The organism is Pseudomonas sp. RA_105y_Pfl2_P56, assembly GCF_963970845.1.
Classification (GTDB): Bacteria; Pseudomonadota; Gammaproteobacteria; order Pseudomonadales; family Pseudomonadaceae; genus Aquipseudomonas; species Aquipseudomonas baetica_A.
The window spans coordinates 20,691-34,086 of record NZ_CAXAPL010000003.1 but is presented as its reverse complement, the minus strand read 5'-3'; the positions used below and the strand labels follow the sequence as shown (position 1 = coordinate 34,086).

9 protein-coding genes are annotated in these 13,396 nt (G+C 59.8%); all 9 read right to left on the bottom strand.

Translation table 11 applies throughout. The features are described from left to right. Positions 1-5 precede the first annotated feature (5 nt). The 9 genes from acs to AACY11_RS02990 all read right to left on the bottom strand — a co-directional run bounded on the left by acs (position 6) and on the right by AACY11_RS02990 (position 13,376). Positions 6-1,943: an acetate--CoA ligase gene (gene acs, locus AACY11_RS03030; protein ID WP_339466288.1), complete on the bottom strand. Its 1,938-nt coding sequence runs from the start codon at positions 1,941-1,943 to the stop codon at positions 6-8. A gap of 153 nt (positions 1,944-2,096) precedes the next feature. After that, positions 2,097-3,761 carry a glucose-6-phosphate isomerase gene (gene pgi, locus AACY11_RS03025; protein WP_339432794.1) on the bottom strand — a complete coding sequence of 555 codons (1,665 nt, stop codon included), beginning with the start codon at positions 3,759-3,761 and terminating at the stop codon, positions 2,097-2,099. 365 nt (positions 3,762-4,126) lie between these two features. Continuing rightward, on the bottom strand, positions 4,127-4,987 hold the full coding sequence (panC, locus tag AACY11_RS03020) for a pantoate--beta-alanine ligase (RefSeq protein WP_339493842.1): 861 nt from the start codon (positions 4,985-4,987) through the stop codon (positions 4,127-4,129). Beyond that, positions 4,984-5,784 (bottom strand): 3-methyl-2-oxobutanoate hydroxymethyltransferase, encoded by an 801-nt coding sequence (panB, locus tag AACY11_RS03015; protein ID WP_339432796.1) that lies wholly within the window; start codon positions 5,782-5,784, stop codon positions 4,984-4,986. Before panB ends, panC begins: the two co-directional genes overlap by 4 nt. Positions 5,785-6,180: 396 nt before the next feature. Beyond that, the gene (folK, locus tag AACY11_RS03010) at positions 6,181-6,666 is read right to left on the bottom strand and encodes a 2-amino-4-hydroxy-6-hydroxymethyldihydropteridine diphosphokinase (RefSeq protein ID WP_339432797.1); all 486 of its coding nucleotides are present in this window, start codon (positions 6,664-6,666) and stop codon (positions 6,181-6,183) included. A gap of 2 nt (positions 6,667-6,668) precedes the next feature. Further along, complete coding sequence (locus AACY11_RS03005; RefSeq protein ID WP_339432798.1) at positions 6,669-8,069, bottom strand: polynucleotide adenylyltransferase PcnB; 1,401 nt, start codon at positions 8,067-8,069, stop codon at positions 6,669-6,671. A gap of 733 nt (positions 8,070-8,802) precedes the next feature. Next, complete coding sequence (locus AACY11_RS03000; RefSeq protein ID WP_339493840.1) at positions 8,803-10,239, bottom strand: sigma-54-dependent transcriptional regulator; 1,437 nt, start codon at positions 10,237-10,239, stop codon at positions 8,803-8,805. Between the two features lie 22 nt (positions 10,240-10,261). Beyond that, entirely contained in the window at positions 10,262-13,216 is a 2,955-nt protein-coding gene (locus AACY11_RS02995) for a sensor histidine kinase (protein WP_339432800.1), read from the bottom strand. After that, complete coding sequence (locus AACY11_RS02990) at positions 13,200-13,376, bottom strand: hypothetical protein (RefSeq protein WP_003176118.1); 177 nt, start codon at positions 13,374-13,376, stop codon at positions 13,200-13,202. Before AACY11_RS02990 ends, AACY11_RS02995 begins: the two co-directional genes overlap by 17 nt. Positions 13,377-13,396 lie beyond the last annotated feature (20 nt).

The following is a 13,396-nucleotide window of genomic DNA, read 5'->3' as shown; positions in this document are numbered from 1 at the left end:
GGATGTTACTGGTTGAGGCGCTTGTCGATCAGGCCTTGCACCACGCTCGGGTCGGCCAGGGTCGAGGTGTCACCGAGGCTGTCGAGTTCGTTGCAAGCGATCTTGCGCAGGATGCGCCGCATGATCTTGCCTGAGCGGGTTTTCGGCAAGGCCGGCGCCCACTGGATCAGGTCCGGTTTGGCGAAACTGCCGATTTCCTTGCTGACGTGGGCCAGCAGTTCTTTCTTCAGGTCATCGGTCGGCTCGGTGCCGTTAATGGGCGTGACGAAGGCGTAGATGCCCTGACCTTTGACGTCGTGGGGATAACCGACCACCGCGGCTTCGGCGATGCTGTCGTGCAACACCAGCGCACTTTCCACTTCGGCGGTGCCGATGCGGTGGCCGGAAACGTTGATCACATCGTCGATACGCCCGGTGATCCAGTAATCGCCGTCCTCGTCGCGACGGGCGCCGTCGCCGGTGAAGTAGTAGCCGGGGTAGGGTTTGAAATAAGTGTCGACCATCCGTTGCGGGTCGCCGTAGACGCTGCGGATCTGCGCCGGCCAGCTCGATTTGATGGCAAGCACGCCGCTGCCGGCGCCTTTGATTTCCTTGCCGTGCTCATCAAGCAGCACCGGTTGTACGCCGAACATGGGTTGCGAGGCGCAGCCGGGTTTGATCCGTTGTGCGCTGACCAACGGGCTGAGCATGATGCCGCCGGTTTCGGTCTGCCACCAGGTGTCGACGATGGGGCAGCGCTGTTCGCCGACCACGTTGAAATACCATTCCCACGCTTGCGGGTTGATTGGCTCACCGACGCTGCCGAGTAATCTGAGGCTCTGGCGAGAAGTGTCCTTCAACGGCTCGGCACCTTCGCGCATCAATGCACGCAGGGCGGTGGGGGCGGTGTAGAAGATGTTGACCTTGTGCTTATCGATCACCTGCCAGAAGCGCGAACTGTTCGGATAGCTCGGCACGCCCTCGAACATCAACGTCGTCGCGCCATTGGCCAGCGGACCGTAGACGATGTAGCTGTGACCGGTCACCCAGCCGACATCGGCGGTGCACCAGAACACTTCGCCGTCGCGGTAATCGAGCACGTACTTGAAGGTCATCGCCGCTTGCAGCAGGTAGCCGCCAGTGGTGTGCAGCACGCCTTTGGGTTTGCCGGTGCTGCCGGAGGTGTAGAGGATGAACAGCGGATCTTCGGCGTCCATCGCCTGCGGCGGACAATCGTCGCTGACCTCGCGCACGGCCTGGTGATACCAGAGATCGCGGCCTTCGACCCAATCGACTTTGCCCTGAGTGCGCTCGACCACGAGGACGGTGCTGACGTCGGGGCAACTTTGCAGGGCTTTGTCGACGTTGTTTTTCAGTGGCACGAATTTACCGCCGCGCACGCCTTCATCGGCGGTGATCACCGTGCGGCAATCAGCATCGAGGATGCGGTCACGCAGGGAGTCCGGGGAGAAGCCGCCAAACACTACCGAATGAATGGCGCCGATCCGCGCGCAGGCGAGCATGGCGTACGCGGCTTCGGGGATCATCGGCATGTAAATGCACACGCGGTCGCCTTTCTTGACGCCACGGCTTTTCAACACGTTGGCCAGTCGGCAGACATGGTGATGGAGCTTTTTATAGGTGATTTGCACTGATTCGGCGGGGTCATCGCCTTCCCAGAGCAGGGCGGTCTGATCGCCGCGTTGTTCGAGATGGCGGTCGATGCAGTTGTAACTGACGTTCAGTTGGCCGCCGGTAAACCAGGAGGCTTCGCCTGTTTTCAGGTCATAACGCTGAACGGTCTGCCACGGCGTGCTCCAGTCGAGGAACCGCGTGGCCTGTTCGGCCCAGAAGGCGCTGGGGTGTTCAATGGATTCGCGATACAGGCGTCGGTAGTCGTCTTGACTCAACTGCGCAGCCCGGCGGACGGCATCGGCTTTGGGGAACGTGCTGATATCGAACATGACGGTTCCTTATTCTTGTGGTGCGACAAGGATAAAGATGCGCCGAGCGGTCAACAGGTTCAAGCCAGATTCGGAATCTGATTTTGAATGCACCGGAAACAACTGTGGGAGGGGGCTTGCTCCCTCCCACAGGGTTACAGCGGTGCGTTCAAATCAACCGCGGTGACGACCGCGGAAGTAGTTGATCAGGCCTTGGGTCGATGGATCGTCAGCGGTGGTTTCATCGCTGCCGACCAGACGGTTGTAAACGCCTTTGCCCAGCTCCTTGCCCAATTCCACACCCCACTGGTCGAAGGCGTTGATGCCCCAGACCACGCTTTGCACGAACACTTTGTGTTCATACATCGCCACCAGCGCGCCGAGGCGACGAGGGCTGATGCGTTCCACCACAAGCGTGTTGCTTGGACGGTTACCCGGGATCACCTTGTGCGGTGCGAGTTTGTGCACCTCTTGCTCGCTCATGCCTTTGTCGCGCAGTTCAGCTTCGGCTTCCGGCAAGGTTTTGCCGAGCATCAGCGCCTGACTCTGCGACAGGCAGTTGGCGTACAGCCACTGATGGTGGTCGGCGACCGGGTTGAAGCTGACGATCGGCACGATGAAATCGGCCGGGATCAGTTGGGTGCCTTGGTGCAGCAACTGGTGGTAAGCGTGCTGACCGTTGCAGCCGACGCCGCCCCAGATCACCGGGCCCGTGTCAGTCGACACCGGGGTGCCGTCCTGACGAACGCTCTTGCCGTTGGATTCCATGTCCAACTGCTGCAGGTGCTTGGTGATGTTACGCAGGTAGTGATCGTACGGCAGGATCGCGTGGCTTTGCGCGCCCCAGAAGTTGCCGTACCACACGCCGAGCAACGCCAGCAGTACCGGCATGTTCTGTTCGAACGGTGCGGTCTGGAAGTGCTGGTCCATGGTGTAGGCCCCGGACAGCAGCTCCTTGAAGTTGGACATGCCGATGGCCAGGGCGATCGGCAAACCGATGGCCGACCACAGCGAGTAACGGCCGCCGACCCAGTCCCACATCGGGAAGATGTTTTCTTCACGGATACCGAACGCCACGGCTGCCGCATTGTTGCTCGATACGGCAATGAAGTGACGATACAGCTCGGCTTCCGAACCCCCCTGAGCCAGATACCAGGCGCGTGCAGCCTGAGCGTTCTTGAGGGTTTCGAGGGTGTTGAACGATTTCGACGAAACGATGAACAGCGTGGTTTCGGCGCGCAGCTTTTGCGTCAGTTCGTGGAACTCACTGCCGTCGATGTTCGCCAGATAGTGGCAACGCACGCCTTTCTGCGCGTATGACAGCAAGGCTTCGGAGACCAGCTCGGGGCCGAGGAACGAGCCGCCGATGCCGATGTTCACCACGTCGGTGATCGGCTTCTCGGTGTAACCGCGCCACAGACCGTCGTGGATGCGGCCGACCAGATCGGTGATCTGGTTGAGTACCTTGTGAACTTCGGGCATCACGTTGACGCCATTGACCGACAACTTGTCGCCCACCGGGCGGCGCAGGGCTGTGTGCAGCGCCGGGCGGCCTTCGGACGAGTTGACCATTTCGCCGTCGAACAGCGCTTTGATCGCGCCCTTCAGATCGACTTCATTGGCCAGACCCACCAACAGATCGCGGGTCTGGGCGTTGATCAAATTCTTTGAATAGTCGAGAAACAGTCCGCAGCTGCTGAGGGTGAACTGATTGAAGCGCTGCGGATCGGCGTTGAAGGCTTCGCGCATGCTGAAATCCTGCATGGCTTGGCGGTGATCTTTCAACGCTTGCCAGGCAGGCAGAGCGGTAACGTCGTGAGGAGTGCGGTAGTACGCCATCGCTGCGGTTTTCCTTTTTACTTGAACGGCCTTTTGAACACTGAACAGGCCAGCACGCCTTGGTTGGGCGCAGGCCAACTGCGTCGACACGGTTTTTGGACACAGGGCGAATACAGTAAACCTCGCGCTGCGTTCTGTCTTGACTTTGTCTGACCCATTCCCTGTACTTTTTTAACATTGATGCCGGCAATGGGCCGACAAACGGAAGAGCACAGGCGACTTAATGGCGCACATGAGTGTTTTTTCGGGTTGGAAGCGAACGGCGGGCAGTGTGCCCCAAGGCTTTGAGGCCGGCAATGCAGGCCGCGAGGGGGCCTGAAACAACTGTGGGAGCAGGCTTGCTCCCACAGGGGTATCGCGGTGTTTCAGGTCGGCGTATCGAGGTTCAGGTGCAGGTTGTCGATCAACCGTGTGGTGCCAAGGAACGCCGCCACCAGAATGACCAGATCGCGGTCTTCAGCCGTCGCCGGACGCAGTGTCAGCGCATGGCGAATGTCCAGGTAATCAGGACGCAGGCCAGCGGCTTCCAATTGTTGCAATTGGGCAGTGATCAGCGCCGGGAAGTCGCGATTACCTTGTTTGATCGACTCGGCAATCGTGCTCAGGGTGCGATAGACCACGGGGGCGATGGCACGTTGTTCTTCGCTGAGGAAACCGTTGCGCGAGGACAGCGCCAAGCCGTCAGTGGCACGCACAGTCGGCTCGCCGATGATCTGGATCGGCATGTTCAAGTCATGCACCAGGGCACGTATCACCGCCAGTTGCTGGTAGTCCTTCTGGCCAAAAATCGCCAGATCCGGCTGGACCATGTTGAACAACTTGCTGACCACCGTGGCCACGCCTTCGAAGTGCCCCGGACGGCTGGCGCCGCACAAGCCTTCAGAGAGTTGCGGCACGCTGACCCGGGTCTGCCCGGCCATGCCGTCGGGGTACATTTCTTCGACGGTCGGAGCGAAAAGCAGATCGCAACCGGCTTCCAGCAGTTGTTCCTGATCCGCAGCGAGGGTGCGCGGGTACTTGTCGAGGTCTTCGCCAGCGCCGAACTGCAGCGGGTTGACGAAAATGCTCGCGACCACGAAATCCACCCGTTGCGTGGCTTTGGTGATCAGTGCGATGTGGCCGCTGTGCAGGTTGCCCATGGTCGGCACGAAGCCGATGCGCTTGCCTTCACTGCGGGCGCGGGCTACGGCGGCGCGCAGTTCGCGTACGGTTTTTACGGTGTTCATGCAGAGAATCCGTGTTCGATACCAGGGAACGTGGTGGCTTTGACTTCGCTGACGTAAGCCTTCAAGGCCGACTGAATGCTGTCCTGACCGTCCATGAAGTTCTTGACGAATTTCGGCACGCGGCCGGTGATCGACAGGCCGAGCATGTCGTGCAGCACCAGGACCTGACCGTCGGTGGCGTTACCGGCGCCGATACCAATGACCGGAATCTTCACGGCCTGGCTGATTTCAGCGGCCAGTTCACTCGGCACGCATTCAAGCAGCAACATCGCCGCACCCGCCTGTTCCAGCGAGATCGCGTCGGCACGCATCTGCCGTGCCTGGTTCTCGTTGCGGCCCTGCACTTTATAGCCACCGAGAATGTTCACGGCTTGCGGGGTCAGGCCCATGTGCGCGCAGACCGGCACACCGCGTTCGGCCAGCAGGCGGATCGACTCCGCCAGCCACAGCGCCCCTTCAACCTTGACCATGTGCGCACCGGCCTGCATCAGCAGGGCGCTGTTGGTCATGGTTTGTTCGAGAGTCGCGTTGGCCATGAAGGGCAAGTCGGCCAGGATCAGGGCATCGGTGTTGCCGCGTTTGACGCAGGCGGTGTGGTAGGCCATTTCCGCAGTGGTCACTGGCAATGTGCTGTCGTGACCTTGCAGGACCATGCCGAGGGAGTCGCCCACCAGCAGCACTTCGACACCGGCCTCGTTGCAGGCGTGGGCGAAGGTCGCGTCATAGCAGGTCAGCATGGTGATCTTTTCACCTTTTTGCTTGAGGCTCTGGAGCGTGGTCAGGGTGATGGCTGGCATGTAAAAAATCCTCGTTCAGGCGCTATGGAAACTACTGCGAGTAACGCGCGTGATTCTTCATTTACTCAGGCGCACGGTCTTTTGTCGTGCTTATAAGGCCTGGATGGCGCCCGTATGTGCCGGGTTGGCGGCAGCGGGACGCCTATAGTCGTGATGAGCCAACAGGAAGTCAATTGCGTGTGTTACCGCGTTGTTACGAGGGGAGTGTTACCGGCGTTACTGATCCGATTCAGCGGCGCGGCGGGGCTGATTCGAGGCTTTCTTGTCCGACAACATCTAATGGGGAATCGTCAATGTGTGCGGGGTTGCTCGCCAAGGTGTCGTGTCCATCGGTATCTGAATCAACGGATACTGCGCTTTGGCGAGCAAGCCCGTGCCCACAAGGGGGAACTGATTTTAAGTTTTGGAGAGGCGTTCCAGGCCGACGAACGGGCACGCGGCCAGTAGGTCGGGGAGGCTGCGGCCATCGGCCAGGCGCAGATCCTCGGGAGCCAGTTCGGCCAGTGGATACAGGACGAACGCCCTTTCCTGAATCTGGTAATGAGGGACTTTCAGCCGTGGTTCGTCGATCAACCGATCACCGAACAGCAGAATATCCAGATCCAGCGTGCGTGGGCCCCAGCGTTCCAGGCGTTCGCGGCCCTGATCGTTTTCGATCGCTTGCAGCGCATCGAGCAGATCCAGCGGCGCAAGATCGCTGTCGAGCGCCGCCACGGCGTTGGTGTAGCGCGGTTGGCCCGGCAGCAATGAGTCGCTTTGATAGAAGGCGGAAACACCGGCGACCATGGTTTGCGGCAATTGCCCCAGCGCCTCGACGGCGCTGCGCAATTGTTCGGCCGGGTCAGCGAGGTTGCTGCCCATGCCGATATAGATCCGTTCCATGCCTATTCGCCCGTTGCGCTCGGTGCACCGGCACGTTTGCGCTTGGAACCGCCGCTGCGACGACGTTTGCGCGGCGCACCGCTGGCGTCGTCACCTTTGCCGCTGAGATCGCGGATCATGTCACGACGCTCGCTGTCGTTGGCGTCCTGATAGTCCGTCCACCATTCACCCAGGCCATCCGTTTGCTCGCCCGCGCTTTCACGCAGCAGCAGGAAGTCGTAACCAGCGCGGAAACGTGGATTGTCCAGCAACAGATCGGCACGTTTGCCGCTGCGCCGTGGCAGGCGCTCCTGCATGTCCCAGATCTCGCGGATCGGCATGGTGAAGCGTTTCGGAATCGCGATGCGCTGGCACTGCTCGGCAATCAACTCGTGTGCGGCTTCCTGCATCGCCGGGATCGGCGGCATGCCACGTTCCTGCAAACGCAGCACGCGGGCCGGCAGGGCTGGCCACAACAGGGCGGCAAACAGGAACGCCGGCGTGACCGGTTTGTTCTGCTTGATGCGCAAGTCGGTGTTGGTCAGCGCTTCGCTGATCAGCGTGTGGGTATATTCCGGGTTGTGCTCCAGCGCGTCGGCACTGCCCGGGAACAGCGGGGCAAACAGTTGCAGGTCGACCAGCATCTCGAAGGTGATCGCGCCGTGTCCGGAGAGGAACAGCTTGAGCACCTCTTCAAACAGGCGTGCCGACGGGATCTCGCGCAACATCGGCGCCAGTTCGCGGATTGGCTGAACCGTGTGTTTCTCGATGCCGAAATTGAGCTTGGCGGCGAAACGCACGGCCCGCAGCATGCGCACCGGGTCTTCCTGATAGCGCTGCTTTGGATCGCCGATCAGGCGGATCAGGTGATTGCGGATGTCGTGCACGCCGTTGGCGTAGTCGAGGATGCGCTCGCTGACCGGATCGTAATACAGGGCGTTGATGGTGAAGTCGCGGCGTTGCGCGTCTTCTTCCAGGGTGCCGTAGACGTTGTCGCGCAAAATTCGCCCGCTTTCGTTACGCGAAGACTGATTGCTGTCTTCGTCGTCCTCGTTTATCGGGTGATTGGCGCGGAAGGTCGCGACTTCGATGATTTCGCGACCGAAATGAATATGCACCAGTTTGAAGCGACGGCCGATGATCCGCGCATTGCGGAATTCGGCGCGCACTTGTTCGGGCGTGGCGCTGGTGGCGACGTCGAAATCCTTGGGCGTAATGCCCAACAGCATGTCACGCACGCAGCCACCGACCAGATAGGCCTGGTAACCGGCGCCCTGCAAGCGTTCGACGATATTGACCGCATAGCGGCTGAATTGCGTTTTCTGCAGCGAATGTTGGCCGCTGTTAAGCACTTCAGGGGTGCTGCGGATGTGTTGCGTACGACGCACGGGAGTTCGGAATGACTGGAACAGCTTCTTCAGCATGGGATGCACTGTTTGAAGGAATGTTCGGCCATACCAAAGAATGACCGCATGATGGGCGCAGATTCTAGCATTTAGTCGGGGGATGGTGTAGGACACGGCAGATTTCAGCTGTAAGCCGCAAGCTGCAAGGGTCGAGGAGGGCAAAACAGCAGGATTTCCCGGATGGGAGAAACTACAAGGGGAGCCGGAGCTCCCCAAGAAGTAGTTGCGTGCTCTTTTTATTATTGATTCGGGCTTCTTGTTTTTGTTGAGTGCCCTCGTCACGAAGCTTTTGCTTCGTGACCCTCCCAATCGGGAGCCAAGAGCAAACGGATTGCTTTGGTCGCTGAATTGCAGTGATCTCTCGATCCAACCAGTACAGGCTCTGTCTTAGGACAGTTTTTGTTGTTCTCGGCCTGGTCGTGGGGCAAGCCCCAAATACAACGCCTCTCCAAAAGAATCAGTTAGCTGCGCCTCTCGCCGTCTTGTTTTTATTGTGCGTGAGTCGATTCGTCTTATTTTTATTGTCTTGTGCATTGCTTGTTATTGTTCTTGTACCAAACATATAGCAGGTGCCGTGCCAACTTTTGCGAACCCCAATAAAACAAGGGGTTAGGTCGATCGGGCCCTTTTGTCAGGGCCAAAAAAAGCCGGGGTTTCGTTACCGATAACCCCGGCTTCTGTTACGTGGAAAGACTGAGGTAACAGTTTTTTCACATCTTCAAGCGTTACCCGCACACTCGACAGGTAACGTTCAGCTCTCGCTGGCGACCCCGGTCTTGCGTCGTGGAATGCCCAGGCGCTGACGCCGTTCCCACAGGCATTTACGGCTGACGCCCAGTTTGCGCGCCAGTTCGGTCTCGGTCATGTGGTCCTGATGCTCGAGGACGAAATGCTGGAAGTAGTCTTCCAGCGACAAGTCTTCGGTCGGTTCGTGGCTGCTGTTGCTGGCGTTACCTGAGGTTTGCGGCGGCAGACCAATGAATTCATCGTCGTCCAGATCGCTCAGCTCAATGTCGATACCCAGCAGTTCAGCGGAGATTTCCGGGCTCTCGCTGAGGATCACCGCGCGCTCGACCGCGTTTTCAAGTTCACGAACGTTACCCGGCCAGGAATAGTGACGGATGGCCTGTTCGGCATCCGCTGCAAATTTCAGGTCGGTACGGTTGATCCGCGCGCTCTGGCGAGCGAGGAAGGCATTGGCGATCTCGTTGACGTCGGCACCGCGCTCGCGCAGGGCTGGCAGTTTCAACGCGATCACATGCAGGCGGTAATAAAGGTCTTCCCGGAACTGGCCGACTTTCGCCAGGCTCTTGAGGTCTCGGTGAGTCGCCGCGATCAGACGGACATCGACCTTCTGCGATTGCACCGAGCCCACACGGCGAATTTCACCTTCCTGCAACACGCGCAGCAGGCGGGCCTGGGCTTCCAGCGGCAGCTCGCCGATTTCATCAAGGAACAGCGTACCGCCGTCCGCCGCTTCCACCAGGCCGGCACGACCGGCGCTGGCGCCGGTGAATGCGCCTTTTTCGTGGCCGAACAGTTCGGACTCGATCAGGCTTTCCGGAATGGCGGCGCAGTTCACCGAGATCATCGGTGCCTTGGCGCGTTTCGACAGGTTGTGCAGGGCACGGGCCACCAACTCTTTACCGGTGCCGGACTCGCCCTGAATCAGCACATTGGAATCGGTCGGCGCGACTTTGCGGATCTTGCTGTACAGATCCTGCATCGGTGGGCAGGAGCCGATGATGCCGATTTCGCCGTTGCTGTTGTCGGTGGCGGTTCTGCCGCTGCCATTGGCAGATTTGCTGGCAACGGCTTCGCCCGCTGCCGGCGCCGATTGGCGATCACGCAGGATCCGCGCAACGGCCTGAAGCATTTCATCGTGGTCGAAAGGCTTGGCGATGTAATCCACCGCGCCCATCTTCATCGAGTCGACCGCCGAGCGCAGGCTGGCATAACTGGTCATGATCAGCACCGGCGTGCCCTGGCCGAGCTTGATCAGCTCGGTACCCGGAGCGCCCGGCAGACGCAGATCGCTCACGATCAGATCGAACGTAGGAATGGTGAAGCGTTCTTGTGCTTCCTGCACTGAACCGGCTTCGCTGACCTGGTACTGGTTGCGTTCCAGCAGGCGGCGCAAGGCGGAGCGGATAATGGTTTCGTCTTCGACGATCAAAATGTGCGGCATTGATTCGATACTCTCGACGGTCTCAGTTCACAGCGGACGTCGCTTCGACATGACGCGGTAAGGTCACCCGGATACGGGTGCCGCGCTGGCTTTGTACATCAGCCGGGCTGTCGATGGTGATTTGTCCATAATGCTCTTCAACGATGGAATAGACCAGTGCAAGGCCCAGACCGGTACCTTCACCAGGATCCTTGGTGGTGAAGAAAGGTTCGAACAATCGGTCCATGATGTTCTTCGGAATACCGCTGCCTTCGTCCTCAACGATCAGGTCGACCGTGTGTTCGCCGGCCTCGCTCTTGACCCTCACGGCGCTGCCGGCAGGCGAGGCGTCACGAGCGTTGGAGAGCAGATTGATCAGCACTTGGGCAAGGCGTTGTGGGTCACCTTCGACCCAGTGATCCGGGTCGCACAGGTTGTAGAACTGCACTTCGAAATTGCGCCGGTTCAGCGCCAATAGCCCGATGGCATCCTGGGCCACTTCGGCCAGACAAACGGGCTCGTCGTTATGCTGATGACCGCCGGCATGGGCAAAACTCATCAGCGACTGAACGATGCGTGACACGCGTTTGGTCTGTTCGAGAATCTGTCCGCTGATCTCGGTCAGCTCGTCGTCTTCTTCGCGTTCTTCGCGCAGGTTCTGCGCCAGACAAGCGATGCCGGTGATCGGGTTGCCGATTTCGTGGGCGACACCCGCGGCGAGACGACCGATGCTGGCCAGACGCTCGGAGTGGACCAGTTTGTCTTCAAGCATCTGGGTTTCGGTCAAATCTTCTACCAGCAACACCAAACCGCTGTTACCCGGTGCCAACGGCTCATCGATTGCCGCTTTGTGCAGGTTCAGCCAGCGGGTCTGTCCGTCGAGTGCCAGATGCTGTTTGTGCAAGTGTTCGTCCGGCAGGTTGATAAAGCCCTGGAGCAATTCTTTCCATGGATTGCCAATGGTGCTCAAGCGCGAGCCGACCACGCGCTGCGCGGCGATCCCGGTCAGCTCTTCCATAGCCTTGTTCCACATCAGGATCTCTTGGTCCTTGGCCAGCGAGCAGACGCCCATTGGCAGTTCCTGCAGGGTCTGGCGGTGGTAGCGGCGCAGTGCGTCGAGTTCGGCGGCCAGGCCCGTGAGGCGCGAGTGGTAATCCTCAAGGCGGCTTTCGATGAAGTGGATGTCTTCGGTGACGTAATTTTCGCCGCCGGCCTTGTACGGCAGGAAGGTTTCGACCATGTCCTGCGCCACACTCGGCCCCATCAGCCCGGAGAGGTTGGCTTCAATACGGTCGCGTAATCGGCGCAAGGCGTAAGGCCGACGCTCATCGAAGGGCAGGTAAAGGTCGCGCAAGGCCTGTTCGACTTCTTTCTGCGCCGCTTTGGCGCCGAGCGGTTTGGCCAGTTGTGTGGCGAATTCCTGCGGCGAGGCGGCGTGCAGCTCGCGGCGTTGCGGACGGCGTACGTTATCCACCGCGCAGGCTTCGGCGGCGCTGGCCTCTTCGGGGCTGGCATTGGTGAACAGCGAAATCAGGGTGAACATCAGCACGTTGGCGGCCAGCGACGCGATGGCCGCCATGTGCCAACTGGTGTCGTCCAGCACGTAAATCATGTTCAGCAGCGGAATGTAGAAACCCTGCAGATTGCCGACCAGCGGCAGCAGCATGGTGACGACCCAGACCAGAATCCCGGCCAGCAGCCCGGCGATAAAGCCGCGCCGGTTAGCGGTCGGCCAGTACAGCACGGACAACACGCCGGGCAGGAATTGCAGGGTCGCGACAAACGCGACGATGCCGAGGTTGGCCAGATCCTGTTCGGCACCAAGCATCAGGTAAAAACCGAAACCGGCCATGATGATCGCGACGATCAGTGCGCGACGGGTCCATTTCAGCCAGCGGTAGATATTGCCTTCGGCGGGCGGCTGATAGAGCGGCAGCACCAAATGGTTCAACGCCATGCCTGACAACGCCAGGGTGGTGACGATGATCAGTCCGCTGGCGGCCGACAGCCCGCCGACATAAGCAAGCAAGGCCAAGGGTTTGCTGTTGGCGGCAATGCCGATGCCGAGAGTGAAGTATTCCGGATCGGTGGTGGCGCCGAGCTTGAGACCGGCCCACAGGATCAGCGGCACCGCCAGACTCATCAGCAGCAGGAACAGCGGCAGGCCCCAACTGGCACTGACGAGGGAGCGCGGGTTGAGGTTCTCGGTAAAGGTCATGTGATACATGTGCGGCATCACGATGGCCGAGGCGAAGAACACCAGCAGCAGCGTACGCCACGGGCCTTCCTGCAGCGGCGTGTGCAGAGCGGCGAGGGCGGTCTGGTTTTGCAACAGCCACAGTTCAAGCTGTTGCGGGCCGTCGAACACGCCGTACAGCGCATACAGGCCAACGCCGCCGAGAGCGATCAGTTTGATCACCGACTCGAAGGCAATCGCGAACACCAGCCCTTCGTGCTTCTCGCGGGTGGCGATGTGGCGTGAACCAAAGAAAATCGTGAACAAAATGATCAGCGCGCAAAACGCCAGGGCCACGCGGCTCTGAATCGGCTCGCCGGTCAGAATGCCGATGGAGTCGGCCACCGCTTGAATCTGCAACGCCAGCAACGGCAGCACGCCGATCAGCATGAAAATCGTGGTCAGCGCACCGGCCCAGGTGCTGCGAAAGCGGAAGGCGAACAGGTCGGCCAGCGACGACAGTTGATAGGTGCGGGTGATTTTCAGGATCGGATACAGCAACACCGGCGCCAGCAAAAACGCGCCAGAGACCCCGAGATAACTGGAAAGAAAGCCGTAGCCGTACTGATAGGCCAGGCCCACCGTGCCGTAGAACGCCCACGCACTGGCGTAAACCCCCAGCGAAAGGGTGTAGGTCAACGGATGGCGAATGATCGCCCGCGGGATCATGCCCCGTTCGCTGATCCAGGCAACACCGAACAGCACCGCCAGGTACGCGGCGCTGATCAGGATCATCTGGGTCAGGCTAAAGCTCATCGGCATCTTTTTGGCTCTGCAGGATGAAGGTCACGACAATCAGGATCAGCCAGAGCAGATAGGGGCGATACCAGGCGCCCGTAGCGTCGATCCACCAATCCATGATGGCGGGAGAAAACAGATAGATCCCCACGACCAAAAGCAGGACCAAGCGATAGATGTACATCCCGGCCTCTCTTTTTTATG

What these genes read in the sequence shown, in the direction of transcription:
- acs (WP_339466288.1), bottom strand. Translation starts at nt 1,943, where the DNA reads ATGTTCGATATCAGCACGTTCCCCAAAGCCGATGCCGTCCGCCGGGCT.
- pgi (WP_339432794.1), bottom strand. Translation starts at nt 3,761, where the DNA reads ATGGCGTACTACCGCACTCCTCACGACGTTACCGCTCTGCCTGCCTGG.
- panC (WP_339493842.1), bottom strand. Translation starts at nt 4,987, where the DNA reads ATGAACACCGTAAAAACCGTACGCGAACTGCGCGCCGCCGTAGCCCGC.
- panB (WP_339432796.1), bottom strand. Translation starts at nt 5,784, where the DNA reads ATGCCAGCCATCACCCTGACCACGCTCCAGAGCCTCAAGCAAAAAGGT.
- folK (WP_339432797.1), bottom strand. Translation starts at nt 6,666, where the DNA reads ATGGAACGGATCTATATCGGCATGGGCAGCAACCTCGCTGACCCGGCC.
- AACY11_RS03005 (WP_339432798.1), bottom strand. Translation starts at nt 8,069, where the DNA reads ATGCTGAAGAAGCTGTTCCAGTCATTCCGAACTCCCGTGCGTCGTACG.
- AACY11_RS03000 (WP_339493840.1), bottom strand. Translation starts at nt 10,239, where the DNA reads ATGCCGCACATTTTGATCGTCGAAGACGAAACCATTATCCGCTCCGCC.
- AACY11_RS02995 (WP_339432800.1), bottom strand. Translation starts at nt 13,216, where the DNA reads ATGCCGATGAGCTTTAGCCTGACCCAGATGATCCTGATCAGCGCCGCG.
- AACY11_RS02990 (WP_003176118.1), bottom strand. Translation starts at nt 13,376, where the DNA reads ATGTACATCTATCGCTTGGTCCTGCTTTTGGTCGTGGGGATCTATCTG.